The sequence below is a fragment of the Ensifer sp. LC11 genome (genome assembly GCF_001695835.1).
Classification (GTDB): domain Bacteria; phylum Pseudomonadota; class Alphaproteobacteria; order Rhizobiales; family Rhizobiaceae; genus Ensifer.
Genome location: NZ_MBSO01000023.1, coordinates 168,740 through 185,645, shown reverse-complemented (window position 1 = coordinate 185,645; position 16,906 = coordinate 168,740). Strand labels below are relative to the sequence as shown.

Below are 16,906 nucleotides of genomic sequence, written 5' to 3'. Positions count from 1 at the left end.
TAAGATTCGTTATTCTCGTAACTATGATGAATGGTGCTCATTAATGCGTGCGTCAGAGCTCGCCGAACTCGCAGCCTTCGCCGCGGTCGCCCGGCACAGGAGTTTTCGCAAGGCCGGCGAGGAGCGGGGCGTGACGGCGTCCGCCATCAGCCATGCGGTGCTCAATTTCGAAAGCCGGATCGGCATCCGGCTCCTCAACCGCACGACGCGCAGCGTTTCGCTGACGGAGGCCGGCGAGCTCCTGCAATCCTATGTCGATCCTGCTTTCGGCGAGATCGCCTCCGCGCTCGATGCGCTCAACAAGTTCCGCGATACGCCGTTCGGTCGCGTCAGGATCAACGTTCCAAACTCGATCGCGCCCTTTGTCATCGGCCATGTCATCGGCCCCCTGCTCGAAAACAATCCCAACCTCCAGCTTGAAATCAGCGCCACGGATCGGCTCGTTGACATTGTCGGCGAGGGCTTCGACGCCGGAATTCGGTTCGGCGAACGGGTGAGCGAAGGCATGATCGCCCTGCGGCTCAAGCAGCGCTTGCGCCTCGTGGTCGTCGGCTCGCCCGCCTATTTTGCGGAGCGGCCGAAGCCGGAGACGCCGCATGACCTCAAGCGTCACCTCTGCATCCAGAACATGTTTCCGTCCGGCGCCCGCTATGCCTGGGAGTTCGAGAAAGACGGGCAGCCTGTGACTTTCCATCCGACCGGGCCGCTTTCGCTCGACGATCACGAATTGATGGTGGAAGCGGCGCTAAGCGGCGTGGCGCTTGCCTATGTCTGGGAAAACCGAGTGCGCAGGCACATTGCCAGCGGCGCACTTGTTCAGGTGCTGGACAGTTGGTGTCAGCCGGAAGAGCCGCTTTATCTCTACTATCCGAGCCGCCGACATCTGTCGGCGGGCTTCCGCGCCTTGATCGAGGCAATCAAGGATCAAGCCTGAGGCACGCTGGCCACGTCCCATCGCAGACAATGTGGCCGCAATAGTTCCCGCCCGGAGGCGGGCTTTGTCGGCCGGCAAGCGGTGAGTGACACCGCATTGAGCCTGCATTAGCAAAAACATTTCATCTGCGCCGACCATCTGCGAAATCCTCTTTCTCTATAAAAGATATAGATAATGTAAGCTGTGTGTGGTTGCGGCTTGTCGTTTCCCTCCCGGGATTTGCCGCCAGCGCTACACCGCAGCACGTGAGCCTCACGGGTTTGCGACGAACAGAGGAGAGGAATGAGATGACACGCAAGATCCGGCTTGGAGCCTTTCTTCCCGGCGGCGGGCAGCATATCGCCGCCTGGCGGCACCCGGACCAGCCTGCAGACGGCGCAACCAGTTTCGAGTTTCACAAGCAATTGGCGCTGACGGCGGAACGCGGCCTGTTCGACGCCTATTTTCTGGCCGACGGCCTGGCGATCGGCTTTGGCGGTGCGCGTGAGGGCGGCAACGCCCGCGTGGCGGGCTTCGAGCCGGTGACGCTGTTCTCGGCGCTCGCACCGCTGACGACCCATCTCGGCTTCATCGCAACGTCTTCGACCACCTATGAAGAGCCTTATACGACGGCGCGCAAGTTCGCCTCGCTCGATCTGATCTCCGGCGGCCGCGCCGGCTGGAACGTGGTGACGACAACAGGCGATCCGACGGCACAGAACTTCAATCGCGACACGCAACTTCCCCATGCCGAGCGTTATCGGCGTGCGGCCGAGCATGTCGACGTCGTCAAAAAGCTCTGGGACAGTTTCGAAGACGATACCTTCATCCGCGACAAGGAAACGGGCGTCTTCTTCGATTCCGCAAAGCTGCACGATACCGATCACCGCGGCGAACACTTCAAAGTGCGCGGCCCGCTCAACATCTCGCGCTCGCCGCAGGGCCATCCCGTCATCGTGCAGGCGGGCCAGTCCGATGACGGCCGCGGGCTGGCGGCTGCGACGGCAGAAGTGATCTTCACGGCGCACCAGCACATCGAAACCGCCCAAGAGTTTTACCGCGACATCAAGGCGCGCGCCCGTGGGCTCGGCCGCAACCCGGATCACATCCTCGTCATGCCCGGCGTCTCTCCGTTCGTCGGCCGGACCGAAGCCGAGGCGCGCGAAAAATATGATCGGCTGACTTCGCTCATCGTCGAAGAGGATGGGATCGGTCTCTTGAACGGACTGACGGGGGGCACGCTCGATCTTGGCGGCTACGACCTCGACGGCCCGTTGCCGCCGGCGCCGCCGACCGAGGGCATGAAGAGCCGGCAGGCGCTCATCCGCCAGATCGCCGACGAAAACAACTTCAGCATTCGCCAGCTCTACCAATGGATCGCCTCGGCGCGCGGCCACTACACGATCGTCGGTTCGGTCGAGCAGATCGCCGACACGCTGCAGGCATGGTTTGAAAACGAAGCCGCGGACGGTTTCAACATCCTGCCGCCCTGGTTCCCGACCGCGCTCGACGACTTTGTCGAACTGGTCATCCCGGAACTGCAGCGTCGCGGGCTGTTCCGCACGGCCTATGAGGGTCGCACGCTGCGCGAAAACCTCGGCCTGCCCGTTCCCGTCAACCGTTGGGCCGCGGCGCGATCGGCCGTCCAGGCAGCCGAGTGAGGTGCGACATGTCCTATGAAAACGTCAGCACCTTCCTTGCCGCAAGCTTTGGACACCGTCGCCTGGCGCGCGTTTCAGCGCCGACAGCAACGCCTCCGCGCTTGCTCGGCTTTCTCGGGCCGATCGCGGCGCGATACGGCCTGCTCTTTGGCTTTCTTGCCTTCTGGCAGCTTGCGAGCACGACCGGCTGGGTCAATCCGGCAGTCTTTCCGCCGCTCGACGTGATTGTTTCCGCCCTTTGGGGTGGGCTTTCCAGCGGAGCCCTCTTGGACGACATCGCCATCAGCCTGCAGCGGTCCGGCATCGCCTTTGCCGCAGCGGTGGCAGTGGGCATACCTCTTGGCCTGTTCATGGGCCAGGTTCGCCTCGTCGAGCAGGCGCTCGATCCGATCCTGCAGCTCTTCCGCCAGACGTCGGCGCTGGCGCTCTATCCGGTCTTCATCCTGCTGCTCGGCCTCGGCGAAACCTCCAAGGTCTTTGTGATCTTCTGGGCAACGCTGTTTCCGATCCTTTTGTCCACCATCGGCGGCGTCAAGGAGGTCGACAGGAAACTGATCGAGATGGCGCGGACCTATGGCGCCGGACCACTTGCGATCTTCCGGCGTGTGGTGCTGCCGGCCTCGGTTCCGGCGATCTTCGTGGGGCTGCGTCTCTCTGCCACCACGGCGCTTCTGCTTCTGATCGCCGCCGAAATGATCGGTGCCAACAAGGGCATCGGCTTCCAGGTCATGAACGCCCAGTACAATTTCCAGATCCCGCTGATGTTCGCCGCGATCCTGCTGCTCGCCCTGCTCGGACTGGCGGCGAATGCGCTGCTCGTTCTGCTCCAGCGCAACCTTTGCCGCTGGTCCCAGCCCAACAACTGATCCGTTTGCTTCAATTTTTCTTCGGAAAGGATATCGAGATGACCTTCCACCCCCGCAATCTTCTGCTTTCGGCAACAATCGCCTTCGCGCTCACAGCGCCCGCGGCTGCCGCAGACGAAGTCAAGCTGCGTTACCTCGCCAGCCAGGGCGGCCTGTCGGCCCACGAGTTCGCACAGGAACTCGGCTATTTCGACGGCACCGGCATAACCATCGAGAACATCGGCTATGCCACCGGTGGCCCGGCCTCGCTGATTGCGCTTGCGTCCGGCGACGTCGAGATCGGCAGTGCCGCCACCTCCGCCGTTCTGAATTCGATCATCAGCGGCAACGATTTCGTCGCCGCCTACCCGTCGAACGGCATCAATGACGAGGTGCAGTCGATCTTCTATGTGCTCGAAGACAGCCCCATCAAGAGCATCAAGGACATCGCCGGCAAGAGCGTTGCCGTCAACACGCTCGGAGCGCATCTCGACTACACCATCCGCGAGGCCTTGCATTCCGTCGGCCTGCCGTCGGATGCCGCCAACCAGATCGTCGTCCCCGGGCCACAGCTCGAGCAGGTCCTGCGCTCCGGTCAGGTTGATGTTTCGGCCTTCGGCTACTGGCAGACGACCTTCGAGGGGGCGGCACGCAAGAACGGTGGCCTTCGTGCCATATTCGACGATACCGACGTGCTCGGCGAAATCGCCGGTGGTTTCGTGGTGCTCCGGCGCGATTTCGTGAAAGAGCACCCCGAGGCGGCGAAGACCTTCGTTCTTCAGTCCGCCCGCGCGCTCGACTATGCCCGGGAACATCCTGAAGAGACCAAGCAGATCTTTGCCAAGGCACTGAAGGCACGTGGCGAAAACCCCGACATCGCCCAGTATTTCCGCGGCTACGGCGTGCGTGCAGGCGGTCTGCCCGTCGAGCGTGATCTCCAGTTCTGGATCGACGTTCTGGTGCGCGAAGGCAAGTTGAAAGAAGGGCAGCTGGCACCCAAGGACGTGCTTTTCGCCGTCGACGGCCCGCTGGCCAGCAACTGAGGATCGGCCATGGGTGTTCAGCAGAACCTTCGCCGTGGAGAGGTGACGATCCGTCACCTCTCCAAATCCTACCGTCTGAACGGTGCGCCACTGCCTGTTCTCAAGGATATCAATCTCAACATTCGCTCGGGCGAGACGCTCGCGATCGTCGGCGCCAGTGGCTCCGGTAAAACGACCCTGCTGCGGGTGCTGGCGGGGCTCGAGGATGCGGATGCGGGCGACGTGCTGATCGACGGTACGGCAATTCGGGGTGTCGGCGCTGAACGTGCCGTCATTTTCCAGGAACCGAGGCTTCTGCCCTGGCTGACGGTGCTCGACAATGTCGGCTTCGGGCTGGAGACGCGCGGTCTTTCCCGCAGCGAGGCAAGGGGGCGGGCGCAGCACTACGTCCAGCTCGTCGGCCTGCAGCAGTTTGAAGGCGCCTATCCCCGGCAACTCTCCGGCGGCATGGCCCAGCGGGTGGGCATCGCCCGTGCACTCGCGGTGCAGCCGGAAATCCTGCTGCTCGATGAGCCACTCGGCGCGCTCGACGCCATGACCAAGATCAGCATGCAGCAGGAACTCGCGCGGATCTGGCGCGACGAGGACGTGACGACGGTTCTCGTCACCCACGACCTTGAGGAGGCGATCTATCTCGCCGACCGCATCCTGATCCTGCCGCGCGAGAAAGAGGGCGAGCCCCGGCTGATCGAAATCGACCTGCCGCGACCACGCGACCGCAGCGCGCCCGATTTCGTCCGTCATCGCGAAGAACTGCTCAGCATCTTCGGATTGCATTGAGGCTGCGGCGGAACGGTTGCAACGATCAAGCGTTATCTTGCCAAGGCGGCATTCGTCGGAGGCGCAGCCGAGTTGGCCCAACCAAGGGCCGAATGTCGAGCCGAGACAGGAGCAAAGCCATGAGTATTTCCAAAGCTATGTCATTTACGGCAATCGTTTTCGCCCTTGGTGCAGCAACACCGGTCCTGGCCAACGGCTTTTATACCGGCATCGACCCGCACAACCCGCCTGGCACCCAAAACAGGGTACTGTCGACCGGGCCGTATTATGTCGAGCCCGCGCCTGGGCCGGTCTATGTTGAGCCTGCGCCCGCACAGGTCTATGTCGACCCGATGCCGACCGGCAGCATCTATGTCGATCCGGCGCCGGGCTACGTCTATCGCCCGCCGGCGCGCACGCTCGGAGACGCCCGCCAGCGCTACACGGGCGAGTATCAGAGTGGCGGGGAGGGCGACTATTACCTCGGCGTCGCGCATCCGCCGCAGGTTCCTTAAGTTTGTTGCCGGTGATTCAGCGGGCAGCGCGAGAGGTGACGCGTGGGTAGCAATCCCACGCGTCCGTCGTTTTGCGCACCGTCCTGAAGCACCGCTATTCTGGCAGGTCCAGCAAGCGATAGCCTTCTACGAAGTGTTGCAACATTTTTTCGTCCCTGAATGGCTGCGATGCCGCCCAGCCGGTGATGGTGAAGTTCGGATTGTTCATCAGAAACAATTGGGCTTCGGTGCGCGCCTCGTCCAGGCGACCGAGTCTGGCCAGGCTGGCAGCAAGCAGCCGGCGCGATGTCGCCCGATAGGTTGCCGGGTGGCGCAAGGTCTGGACCGCCGCCTCGTAGTCGCGACTGGCGTATTGCGCCTGCCCAAGCATCCAGTAGTACCAGCCTGGAGGATGCGGGTTCAGCCGAAGCGCCTTGTGAACGTGATCGATCGCCTGGGACGGTCGGCCGGCAAGGACGATGAGGTCGGAGCGCATTGCCCAGGCGTCGGCGTGGTTCGGATCGAGCGTCAGGGCCAGGTCGAATTCGGCGTCGGATTCCTCCCAGCGGCACTCGTGACCGAGAACGATTCCGAGGACCCAGCGGTTCCCGGCATCATTAGGGTCGAGGGCTACCGCCTTCTGCGCCTCGCTGACGGCACGTTGCCGGTAAGGGACGATCGGCTGGTCCCAGAATTCCCAGCTTAGCCAGAGATTCAGGGCCAGGAGTCGATGCGCCTCGGCATAGTTCGGATCGAGTGCGAGCGCCCGTTCGAGAAGAAAGATCGCTTCTCTTGCTGCCCCTGCGGTCTGCAGGCCGAGCGTGCGCGCCCGGACGCAATAGTCGTAAGCTTTCAGGTTCGATGGACGGTTGCGGGCCGGCGTATCCGTTAGCCGCCCAACAAGGGCCTCGACGATCCTGCTCGTTACCTCGTCCTGAACGGCGAACATGTCCTCCAGGCCACGGTCAAACCTCTCCGCCCACAGGTGATCGCCCTGCAAGGCGTCGATCAGCTGGGCATTGATGCGAACGCGGCCCGCCGCCCGTCGGGCGCTGCCTTCCAGCACGTAGCGAACGCCGAGTTCGCGCGCGATCCGGCGCACGTCCTCATGCCGGCCCTTGTAGGCGAAAACCGAATTGCTGGCGATGACGAACAGCCCTCCGGCCCTGGAGAGGTCGGTGATCAGGTCTTCGGTCAAGCCGTCGACGAAGACCTCCTGTTCCGGTTCGTTGCTCATATTGGTGAAGGGAAGGACGGCTATGGAGGGCTTGATGGGCAACGGCAAAGAAGCCTTGGCGCCGCTGCCTTGGCTCAAGGTCGCCGTGCTGATGCGATAGAGCGAAACCGGCTCGACGATGTTCTTGATTGCCTGCGGACCAAGTGCGTCGAAATCGCAAAAGAGACGCCGTCGCACCTGGTCGTATATATTGCCGGAAACGTAGATTTCGCCGGAGCCGGCCATGGCCTGAAGCCGCGCCGCGACAATGACGCCGTCGCCGTAGAGATCGCCGCTTTCGACGACGACATCGCCGAGATTGATGCCGATGCGCAGCAGAATTCGGCGGTCGTCAGCGAGGCCTTGATTGGCTGCTGCCATGCCCTTCTGAATGTCGATCGCACAGGTGACTGCATTCACGGCACTGGCAAACTCCACCAGCACGCCGTCGCCCATCGTCTTGACGATGCGGCCGTTATGCTCGCGCACAAGGGGATCGAGGATCTGCCTGCGTCGTTCTTTCAACATCGCAAGTGTACCGCCTTCGTCCAGTTCGACGAGGCGGCCATAACCGACGACATCGGCAGCTACGATTGCGGCGAGACGCCGTTGGGCGCGTTCTTCAGCCATATCGCGCGCTTCCGCAAAATGGGGTGCACCGGATTGTAGGACGTCGGCCGGAAATGTCTATGAGGGAATGCTTATGAGCTCGATCGACATCGGCCGAAACTCCAAACCTGGTGACGATCCTGCGTACTTCCGCTATGGCAACTGCCGCTCAGCGCCAGCCAAGGGCCGGCGCCACGTGCTTCAGGATCGCCTCGATCACATGCGCGTTGTACTCGACGCCCAGCTGGTTCGGGACGGTCAGCAGCAGCGTATCCGCCTCGGCTATCGCTTCGTCCTTTGCCAGTTGCTCGATCAGGACGTCCGGCGCGGCGGCGTAGCTGCGTCCGAAGATCGCCCGCGTGTTGTCGTCGATGAAGCCGATCTTGTCCTCTTGCTGATTTGACTGGCCGAAATAGGCGCGGTCGCGGTCGTCCACCAGCGCAAAGATGCTGCGGCTGACCGACACGCGCGCTTCGCGCGTGTGGCCGGCTGCCTTCCAGGCTTCACGGTAGGCACGGATCTGGTCGGCCTGCTGGACATGGAACGGAAGTCCGCTTTCGTCGTCCTTGAGCGTGGAGCTTTGCAGGTTCATGCCGTGTTTCGCCGCCCAAACGGCGGTGGCATTCGAGCCGGCACCCCACCAGATCCGCTCTCGAAGCCCTTGTGAATGCGGCTCGATGCGCAGCAGGCCCGGGGGATTGGGGAACATCGGGCGCGGGTTGGGCTCGGCGAAGCCTTCGCCGCGAAGGACGTCCAGAAGCACCTCTGCGTGCCGCCTGGCCATGTCGCTGTCCGTCTCGCTCTCGGATGGCTGGTAGCCGAAATGGCGCCAGCCATCGATCACCTGTTCCGGTGAACCGCGGCTGATGCCGAGTTGCAGGCGTCCGCCGGCAATCAGATCGGCTGCGCCGGCATCCTCGGCCATGTAGAGCGGGTTTTCGTAGCGCATGTCGATGACGGCGGTGCCGATTTCGATCCGGCTGGTCTTGGCGCCGATGGCTGCCAAAAGCGGGAACGGCGAGGCGAGCTGGCGGGCGAAATGATGGATCCGGAAATAGGCGCCATCGGCGCCCAGTTCCTCGGCCGCCACCGCCAGATCGATCGACTGCAGCAGCGTGTCGGCTGCCGATCGCGTCTGTGACTGCGGCGAAGGCGTCCAGTGTCCGAAGGAAAGAAACCCGATCTTCTTCATGGTCGTGCCGCCTGTCGAATGAAACCGATCGCTTCATGGCACGATTCCGGTTCGCGATATAGGCGGCCAGCGGTGACTTCGCCGTGAACGGCGGCGCCGGCTGTCATGCCGCCCGCTGTCGCAACCCGGAGGGCACCCGTGCTTACCTCCTTCTGCAGGAGAGGCGTGAATGAGGACCTTTCAACCTCACCACACCTGGAGGCGTGCCTTCATGTTCGGGTGAAAGCGGCAAAAATAGTCGAACGTGCCGGCCTTGGTGACGGTGAGCGCCGCTGTCCCTCCGGGCGGGATCGCGATGTCGAAGTCGCCCTTCACTGTTGCCGTGTGCGCCATGACGTCGTTGTTTTGCCACTCGACCACGTCGCCGACGGCGACGCTGATCTCGGCGGGCGAAAAGACGAGCTTTTCGATGGTGACGCGAATGGTTTCGGCTCGCGCTGGCGATCCGGCCAAGATCAGGGTCAGACCGCAAAGGACACAAAGGCTCCGCTTCGAGACCATGACGCGGCCTACTTCATCATGGCCGCGACATGCTCGGCATGCTGCTGGTGCCCCTGAAACAGCTTGAGGCCGGTCTCCAGCAAGTCCTTGAGGTCGGCATTCTTCGCAGACGGGATCAGCAGGGTTTCGAGCGCGCCGTTGACCTGCTTGTGGTAGGCAACCTCATTGGCGACATAGGCCTTGTCGAAGTCGGCGCCGCTCAGTTTCGCCAGCCGGTCGCGCTCTTCGGCCGCCGCCTTCGCAAGCGCCCGGCTGGTGTCGTTGTCCTCAGGCGTCACGTTCAGCTTTTTCACGAGATCGAGAGCCTGCTTGTTCACAGCCTCGTGGTCGCGCAGCATGTCGTTGGCAAAGGCGAGCACCTCCTTGTCCTTGGACATCTGCAGCGCCTGCTTGGCGGCCTCGATATCGATGACGCCGGCGGTATAGGCGATATGGGCGATCTGAGGATCAGTGACCTTGTTGTCTGCGGCAAGGGCTGCGCCATTGATGAGGCAGGCGAGAGCAAGCGCTGAGGTGAGGCGGGCATACATCGGAAACTCCTCTCCGGCGGCTCGTTGCCGCCGGTCTTTGTGGATGACACCCATTGGATGCGCACAGACCGTGAAGGTTCCCGGCAAATTCAGTTTTGAAATCCGAGGCGGTTCATGACCGCTTCCGTCAGCCGTTCGCAGCGGCGTCCGGCGAAGGGGAACGCGTTGAGCAGTACCGGTCCGACCTTGCGATCGATCTGCTGCCGCAGGAGTTGACGAGCACGGTGCAGGCGCGTTCTAACCGTCTCCGGCTTGATGCCAAGTAAGGCGGCGGTTTCCTCGACGCTCATGGCCTCGATGACGCGGGCGGTGAAGACCAGGCGAAACGGCTCCGGCAAGGCGTCCGTCGCCTCTTCCACCAATCGCAGGATCTGGCGCTGGGCAAGGGCCCGTTCCGGATCCTCCGCGCTTGCCGCATTGGGAAACGGCACGATGTCGGCACTCGCCTGCTCTGTTGCCAGAGGAACCTCCCGCCGCGTGGACGATTTGCGTAGCCGTCCGAGCGCCTCATTGAGGACGACGCGATGAAGCCAGGTGGCAAGGCTGGCGTCACCGCGGAAGGTTTCAAGGTGTTCGAAGGCACGCAGATAGGCCTCTTGCACCACATCTTCGGCGATGCTGTCGTTGCGCACAACGGCGCGCGCGATGCGGAAAAGCCGCTGGTTGTACCGGCGCATGATGGTGCGGAACGCTTCCGGATCATCGCTGCGTGCGCGGCGCAGCAGTTCCTGCTCGGACAAATGATCCGGTCGGAGCGCAGCCCGTGCGGTTTGCAAGAGAACGTCCTTCATCACCCACCTCCAAACAACCGTTTGATGCGGATCCCGCCGGTTCGTTCCCGATCGATCAGAAGAAAGAATACTCCCGCCGGCAAGGACCGGACTAGCAGCGGGCGCTCGCTTTCCACCTTATGTGGCAATGCTCGTTCCCGCCAATCTTTGCTCGGAATTTGTGCGATTTTCGCCAGCGAAAGTTGGGCCCCTTGGCACGTTTCCCGCAGCGGTACGCGCCAACCGAATTTATTTTTTCAGCCAGGGAACTGCGGTTTATACTGGCGAGTTGGAGGAGGGCGATCTCTGTGCAGAGGGGCTCGCACCGCGGTCGCATCTTCTTCGGACTAGGAGAGACGACGATGAAGCATCAAACGATAGAACAGTTGCAAGCGCTCGCCGAAATCCGTCCCGATCCCGTCATGACGAGAACGGAACGGCTCCAACGTTGGGCCGAACTCCTGGAAATCAACCCCGGCCGCCGGCTGGGCACGCTTTCCGGTACCGAACATGCGTCCGCCGCCGTCAGGCAGACCATGCAGGTCAGCGGTTCACCCATGACTGTCGCCTTCGAGGACACGCACTTGCGCCTCGCGGGCCTCGCCGATGACAGCTATGGCGAGGCGAAACGGTTCTTCGAACTCTCGGACCACCAGTTGCACGACATCGTCTGCGACTGCAATTTCGGCAGTTCCGTCCGTGCCGCCTATGCCGCGCGGCGGGTGCGTGCGGCGATCGGCCTCTGGCCACGGATCAAGGCGCTCTTTAGCTGAGCCGACCGGCCAGCCTCCAGGGAAGCCAGGGCGCCAGCCGGAAGCTTCCCTCACGCCTCGTTTAGTTTCTCGGCGTCGGGGTCCTGCCCCCCGCGCCGTGCAGGATATCGCGCAGCCAGGGGTGCGCCGCGCATCAGATTCCCGCCTGGCTCACTTGATCTGGCCCGTTCGGCAGGGCATCGGCAATGCACGCGCGGAACCACCGTTGCGCGGGATGGCTGTCGTTGCGGCGGTGCCAGGACAGCGTGAATTCCACGGGCTCAAGCGCGATCGGCGGCGTGATCGCGATGAGACGTTCCGCCTGGCCCGAAGCCGTTACGACCCCCTCCATTACGGTCGCGATCAGGTCCGATGAGGCGACGAGGGTCGGGGCGGCATACATGTGCGGCAGCGTGAGTGCGAGGTGCCGCCTCAGCCCCTTGCTTGCAAGTGCTGCGTCCACCACACCGAACCGCTCGTTTTCCGGCGAGACGAGCAGATGCGACAGGGACAGGAATGTGTCGAGGTCGAGTGGCCTGCCAGCCGCGGGATGATCCTTGCACAGGATGCAGACGAAGCGTTCTTCGAAGAGCCGGGTATTGAGAATGCGTCCGGTCTCGGCAGGCGGGACGCCGACGGTCATGTCCGCCTCGCCTGTGTCGAGAAGGCGGATCGCATCATTTCGATCGGTGAAATTGCGCACGGCAAGTGTGATCGCAGGCGCCTTTTCACGCAGCATCTCCAACAGCCGCGGCAGGAGTGCGAAGGTCGGATGTTCGGATAGCCCGAGTGTCAGCGACGCCCTCGACGTCCGAGGGTCGAATTCCCGAGTGAAGGCAAGTGTGCGTTGAATCTCGGCAAGGGCACGTGTGATCGGTTCCGCGAGATCGAGCGCTCTCGGCGTCGGCTGCAGGCCCTTTGGCGTTCGAACGAACAGTTCGTCCTGAAGCAGAGCCCGTAAGCGTGACAGTGCCGCGCTCATGGCCGGCTGGGTGCGCCCTATCCGTGCCCCGGCGCGCGTCACGCTACGCTCGGCCATCAGTGCGTCAAAGGCGACCAGCAGGTTGAGGTCTATCCCATGTAAATCCATGACATGGATGTTAAAGCATACCATCAATCGATTTCAAGCATGAAGCGCTCTCCGCTATCTGTTGGCGGTACTTTGAGAGGACGCCAACACAATGACAACGACAGGTCCTGAAATCTCGGGGCTCGCGCCGGAAGACCGGCATGCGCTCGAAGCATTCTATCGCGCTTTTGAGGGCCAGCCGGACCTCCTTGACGCGGCGGTGACGGAAGACTGGCAGGACATGCCACTGGCGCCGCAGCAACAACCCGGTCGCGACGGCATGAAGCCGTTGATCGGCGCATTTGCACGTGCCTTCCCTGACGCCAAGGTCGAGATCCTCGAAATCATCGCCGCGCCCGGCCGTGCTGCGGTGCGCGGACGGATCTCCGGTACGCACCGGGGCGAGTGGTTCGGCGTCGCGCCATCAAACAGATCCTTCACGATGCCGATCCACGAGTTCCACCACATCGACCGCGGGAGGCTTACCCACACCTGGCACCTTGAGGATTGGTTCGGGTGGTTGATCCAGGTTGGTGCCTGGCATCCCGGCCGATCGGAGGCCGCAGAATGAAAGCGATCCGGATTGCCGGCTATGACGCCACCCCCATCGTCGAGGATATCGCCATACCCGTTCCCGTCGTCGGACAGGTGCTTGTGCGCGTCCTGGCGGTCGGTCTCAATCCGCTCGATGTCAAGCTGCAGCGCGGATACGTGCAACAGTTCTTCCCGTTGAGCTTCCCCTATACGCTTGGCACCGATTTCGCCGGCGAGATCGCCGTGGTGGGCGAGGGGGTGGAGACCTGGCGGCCGGGCGACAAGGTCATCGGGCGTACCGATCCGACCATGGGTGGAGCCGTTGCAGAATACGTGGCGGTTCGTGCAGACTATCTGGCGAAAGCCCCTGCGACTGTCGATCTTTACGTGGCCGCCGGCGTCCCGACGGCGGCAGGGACGGCATGGCAGGCTCTGATGGAAGGAGCCGCTCTGTCTGGCAAGGAGACCGTCCTTATCCATGCGGGTGCGGGCGGCGTCGGCAGCTTCGCCATCCAGTTCGTCCGCCATGCGGGTGCCCGCGTCGTCAGCACGGCCTCGGGCGATGGGATCGAAATTGCGCAGCGGCTTGGAGCAGCCCAGGTCATCGACTATCGTCGCGACGATTTCGCCACAGCGGTTTCGGGTGCCGATATCGTGCTGGACACGATTGGCGGCGAAACCGAACGGCGCTCCTATCACGCACTGCGCACGGGTGGCAGGCTGTTTGCAACGGCGCTGCCGCCGGACGAAGCTCTGGCGACGGCTCACGGCGTTGCGGCCGCATTCGTCTTTCACGCCTCTGATGGCCAGCGGCTGCGACGCGTCGCGGATGCGATCGACCGAGACGGGGTGAAAGTGCTCGTTGATCGCAAGGTGCCGCTGGACGATTTCGGCGCTGCCTTCGGGCGCCAGGCATCGGGCCGGGCCCGTGGCAAGATCATCCTCACCCTTGAATAGGCCTCATACACGCCCCGGCAATGCAGACGCATGTCGGGGCAATGAAGGTGGCTCTCCCGCTTCGCATGTAGAAAAGGTGGCCCGCATGGAACCTGAGACAATCCGTAACGTCGATCGACGCACTCTGTTGAAGCTGTCAGTGCTCACGGCAATCGCCGGTTCAGCGCCATTGCGCGCTGAGACGCAGCAATCGGAAGAGGGATCATTTGCGGCTCGCCGGCCGATGCCGACCGTCGATGCGCGGTTTCCGGCGGAGATGGCGCCGGGTGTTTTCCTGTTGCCGGACAGGCGCATTCCGCTGGTTCCCAACATCGGCATCATCGTCGGCAAGGAAAGCGCACTGGTCGTCGACTGCGGTCTTGACCTCGAAAGCGCGGAAAACGTGCTGCGATTGGCGCGTGAGCTGGCGCCGCGTCGCCGTCTCGTTCTCACCGTCACTCACGCGCATCCTGAACATGGGTTCGGCGCGCAGGTGTTTCGAAACGATGCCCGCATCTACTACAACACCGCCCAGCGCGACCACTTGCTGCGCTCGGGCAAGGCCTTGCTCGACTGCTTCAGGGCAGGTGTCCTTCCGCCGGAGCAGAAGCACCTGCTTGACGGCGTCGAACTCACGCCACCCCATGAAACCTACGCGGGCCTGCAGGCTACGATCGATCTTGGCGGGCGCGAGGTGCGGCTTTGCAATTGGGGGGTGGCGCATTCGCCCGGAGACCAGGTCGTCGTGCTGCCACAGGACCGTATTCTCTTTGCCGGCGATCTGCTGGAAGAGGGCATGTTCCCGATCGTGCCGTTCTTCCCGCCAATGATCGACGCCGAGGATATCGACCTTGCAAGATGGGAGATGGCACTGGCCGACATCATCCGGCTGCAGCCGCGGCTGATCGTGCCCGGCCATGCCAATCTCGGCGGCCCCGAACTCCCGGAGGCGGTGCTCGGCTACTTCCGCACGCTCCGGAACCTCGTCGCTCAATCCGATCGGAGCGCCGATCTTAGGTCCGCAGTTCACGCCCGCTATGCGACCTGGGAAAATCCCGAGTTTATTGCACCCGCGCTGCAATACCTTCGGCAAGGGGGCTGAAGCGACAGCGGTCACCGGTGTGCCCGTCGTCGAGCCTGGCATCCAGATCGGAACCTAGCCCGAGGGAGTATATCCCTGCCTTCCCGAGTTGCCGCATCATCCTCCCAACGCCGGTGCCGCGGCTCGCCGGGGTGGAGGGATGCAGTCGCGGGAGGAGAGGTTTGATGACATTGGCAGCAGTAAAGAGGGCGTTGGGCGCCACGTCGGTCCTGGCGATCATGGTTTGTGCAGGCGGGGCAGCGTGGGCAGCGCCCGACGTGATCGTGCTCAACGGCGATGTGCGCACGGTCGATGGGGCGAAACCCAAGGTTCAGGCCTTCGCCATCGAAAGCGGCAAGTTCAGCGCGATCGGCAGCAATGACGAGATCAAGGCGCTGGCCGACGCCGAGACCAAGGTGATCGACGCCGGCGGCAAGACGGTCACGCCGGGCTTCATCGACGGGCACACGCATCTGACATCCGGCATGGACATGGTGACCGGTGTCGATCTCTCCTACATCCCGGACAAGAAAACCTGGCTCGAAAAGATCAAGGAGGCCGATGCGCGGCTGCCGAAGGGCGCCTGGCTGACCGGCGGTGGCTGGGACTACACGCTCGGTGAAGGCAAGCTGCCGACCAAGGAGGACATCGACGCTGTGGTGCCGGACCGCGTCGTCATCCTGCGCGACATCGATTTCCACTCAGTCTGGGTCAACTCCAAGGCGCTCGAAGTGGGCGGCGTCACCGCAACTTCCAAGGTCGAGGAAGGCGGCCAGGTCGTGCTGAACGACAAGGGCGAGCCGAGCGGCATCCTGCTCGAAAAGGCCGGCGATCTCGTCGAAAAGCACCGCCCGGTTGCCAGCGACAGCGAAAGGCGCGGCGCGCTGCTGCAGACGATGAAGTTCGCCAACAGTCTCGGCATCACCGGCGTCAACGACATGTCGGATCTCGCCGCCGTACACGACTATGCCGCGATCCTTTCCGAAAGGAAGATGCCGCTTCGTGTCTGGTACGGCTTCTTCGAGGGCGATCCGAAGAAGATTGCCGGCGCGGTAAAGGATCGCGACGAGGTCGACAAGGTGGCCGCGGATTCCGGCGAGCAGGAGAAGAAGGGTCCACTCTTGAAACTTGGTTACACCAAGTCGGTGATCGACGGCGTGCTCTCGACACGCACGGCTTTGATGCACGAGGACTATTCCGACCAGCACGGCTGGAAGGGCAAGCCCTTCGAGACCAAGGAGCAACTCGCCGCTGCGATCAAGGCTTCCAACGAAAATGGCTTCCCGACAGCCGTGCATGCGATCGGCGACGGCGGCGTCAGCCTCGTGCTCGACGCCTTTGCCGAGGCCTCCGTGCCGCGTCCGCAGCCGAACCGCATCGAACATATCGAGGTGGTGGAGACCAAGGACATCCAGCGCTTCAAGGCGCTTGGCGTTGTCGCCTCGATGCAGCCGAACCATGCGACCGGCACAATCGGCAAATACATCACCGAGCGCATCGGCACCGAACGGGAACCGCGCGCCTATGTCTGGCATTCGATGCTCGATGCTGGTGTGCCCCTGGTGTTCGGTTCGGATTGGCCGACATCGCCACTCAGCCCGCTCACCCAGATCAACGATGCCGTGTTCCGCGAGAGCCCGTTCGGCCTCGGTGACGGTCCCTGGCATCCGGAGCAGGCCGTCAGCTTCGACCAGGCGCTGCACGGCCTCACGCAAGCCGGTGCGGACATGACGCCCTGGGGTGATCAGATCGGTTCGATCAGCGTCGGCAAATGGGCGGATTTCGTTGTGATCGACGGCACGTTGCCGGATCCGCTCGACCGCTCGATCCGCGAGCGCAAGGTCGAGGCGACCTATCTCGCTGGAACCGAGGTCTATCGCCAGCCTTAGGCGTTAGGCCCGAGCGGAATTCTCACTCGCCTGGGGGACGACGAAGTCAAACGTCGATGACTGATGGTCGTTAATGCCAGCAATCGCCTGAGCGGCCGGCGCGCCTCGCGCC

17 protein-coding genes are annotated in these 16,906 nt (G+C 63.0%); 11 read left to right on the top strand and 6 right to left on the bottom strand.

The annotated features are described in order from the left end of the window. Positions 1-43 precede the first annotated feature (43 nt). The 6 genes from BBX50_RS17130 to BBX50_RS17105 all read left to right on the top strand — a co-directional run bounded on the left by BBX50_RS17130 (position 44) and on the right by BBX50_RS17105 (position 5,736). A complete protein-coding gene (locus BBX50_RS17130; RefSeq protein WP_065776525.1) occupies positions 44-934 on the top strand; it encodes a LysR family transcriptional regulator in 891 nt (296 codons plus the stop codon). 287 nt (positions 935-1,221) lie between these two features. Continuing rightward, on the top strand, positions 1,222-2,574 hold the full coding sequence (locus BBX50_RS17125; RefSeq protein ID WP_065776524.1) for an LLM class flavin-dependent oxidoreductase: 1,353 nt from the start codon (positions 1,222-1,224) through the stop codon (positions 2,572-2,574). An 8-nt stretch (positions 2,575-2,582) separates the two neighbouring features. Then, on the top strand, positions 2,583-3,440 hold the full coding sequence (locus tag BBX50_RS17120) for an ABC transporter permease (RefSeq protein WP_065776523.1): 858 nt from the start codon (positions 2,583-2,585) through the stop codon (positions 3,438-3,440). 38 nt (positions 3,441-3,478) lie between these two features. Further along, on the top strand, positions 3,479-4,462 hold the full coding sequence (locus BBX50_RS17115) for an ABC transporter substrate-binding protein (RefSeq protein WP_065776720.1): 984 nt from the start codon (positions 3,479-3,481) through the stop codon (positions 4,460-4,462). A gap of 9 nt (positions 4,463-4,471) precedes the next feature. Beyond that, complete coding sequence (locus BBX50_RS17110; RefSeq protein WP_065776522.1) at positions 4,472-5,242, top strand: ABC transporter ATP-binding protein; 771 nt, start codon at positions 4,472-4,474, stop codon at positions 5,240-5,242. A 119-nt stretch (positions 5,243-5,361) separates the two neighbouring features. Beyond that, positions 5,362-5,736, top strand: coding sequence for a hypothetical protein (locus BBX50_RS17105; protein WP_065776521.1), 375 nt, complete (start codon positions 5,362-5,364; stop codon positions 5,734-5,736). A 94-nt stretch (positions 5,737-5,830) separates the two neighbouring features. Here the strand turns inward: BBX50_RS17105 and BBX50_RS17100 are convergent, their stop codons facing one another. The 5 genes from BBX50_RS17100 to BBX50_RS17080 form a co-directional block, all read right to left on the bottom strand. Continuing rightward, positions 5,831-7,561 (bottom strand): adenylate/guanylate cyclase domain-containing protein, encoded by a 1,731-nt coding sequence (locus BBX50_RS17100; protein WP_065776520.1) that lies wholly within the window; start codon positions 7,559-7,561, stop codon positions 5,831-5,833. A gap of 148 nt (positions 7,562-7,709) precedes the next feature. Next, a complete protein-coding gene (locus BBX50_RS17095) occupies positions 7,710-8,732 on the bottom strand; it encodes an LLM class flavin-dependent oxidoreductase (protein ID WP_065776519.1) in 1,023 nt (340 codons plus the stop codon). Positions 8,733-8,918: 186 nt separating this feature from the next. Continuing rightward, on the bottom strand, positions 8,919-9,233 hold the full coding sequence (locus tag BBX50_RS17090; RefSeq protein WP_065776518.1) for a cupredoxin family copper-binding protein: 315 nt from the start codon (positions 9,231-9,233) through the stop codon (positions 8,919-8,921). A gap of 8 nt (positions 9,234-9,241) precedes the next feature. Continuing rightward, positions 9,242-9,763 (bottom strand): DUF4142 domain-containing protein, encoded by a 522-nt coding sequence (locus BBX50_RS17085; protein WP_065776517.1) that lies wholly within the window; start codon positions 9,761-9,763, stop codon positions 9,242-9,244. 89 nt (positions 9,764-9,852) lie between these two features. After that, positions 9,853-10,554, bottom strand: coding sequence for an RNA polymerase sigma factor (locus tag BBX50_RS17080; RefSeq protein WP_065776516.1), 702 nt, complete (start codon positions 10,552-10,554; stop codon positions 9,853-9,855). A gap of 341 nt (positions 10,555-10,895) precedes the next feature. Here BBX50_RS17080 and BBX50_RS17075 point away from each other — a divergent pair, with 341 nt between their 5' ends. After that, positions 10,896-11,306 (top strand): hypothetical protein, encoded by a 411-nt coding sequence (locus tag BBX50_RS17075; protein ID WP_065776515.1) that lies wholly within the window; start codon positions 10,896-10,898, stop codon positions 11,304-11,306. A gap of 133 nt (positions 11,307-11,439) precedes the next feature. On the opposite strand, the gene BBX50_RS17070 is transcribed toward BBX50_RS17075, so the two are convergent. Beyond that, the gene (locus BBX50_RS17070; RefSeq protein ID WP_244513181.1) at positions 11,440-12,399 is read right to left on the bottom strand and encodes a LysR family transcriptional regulator; all 960 of its coding nucleotides are present in this window, start codon (positions 12,397-12,399) and stop codon (positions 11,440-11,442) included. Positions 12,400-12,466: 67 nt separating this feature from the next. Here BBX50_RS17070 and BBX50_RS17065 point away from each other — a divergent pair, with 67 nt between their 5' ends. The 4 genes from BBX50_RS17065 to BBX50_RS17050 all read left to right on the top strand — a co-directional run bounded on the left by BBX50_RS17065 (position 12,467) and on the right by BBX50_RS17050 (position 16,794). Continuing rightward, positions 12,467-12,925, top strand: a complete 459-nt coding sequence (locus BBX50_RS17065) for an ester cyclase (RefSeq protein WP_065776513.1) — start codon at positions 12,467-12,469, stop codon at positions 12,923-12,925. Beyond that, the gene (locus BBX50_RS17060) at positions 12,922-13,845 is read left to right on the top strand and encodes an NADP-dependent oxidoreductase (protein WP_065776512.1); all 924 of its coding nucleotides are present in this window, start codon (positions 12,922-12,924) and stop codon (positions 13,843-13,845) included. Before BBX50_RS17065 ends, BBX50_RS17060 begins: the two co-directional genes overlap by 4 nt. An 85-nt stretch (positions 13,846-13,930) precedes the next feature. Continuing rightward, complete coding sequence (locus tag BBX50_RS17055) at positions 13,931-14,926, top strand: MBL fold metallo-hydrolase (RefSeq protein ID WP_083213713.1); 996 nt, start codon at positions 13,931-13,933, stop codon at positions 14,924-14,926. Positions 14,927-15,090: 164 nt separating this feature from the next. After that, on the top strand, positions 15,091-16,794 hold the full coding sequence (locus tag BBX50_RS17050) for an amidohydrolase (RefSeq protein WP_083213712.1): 1,704 nt from the start codon (positions 15,091-15,093) through the stop codon (positions 16,792-16,794). Positions 16,795-16,906: the final 112 nt, after the last annotated feature.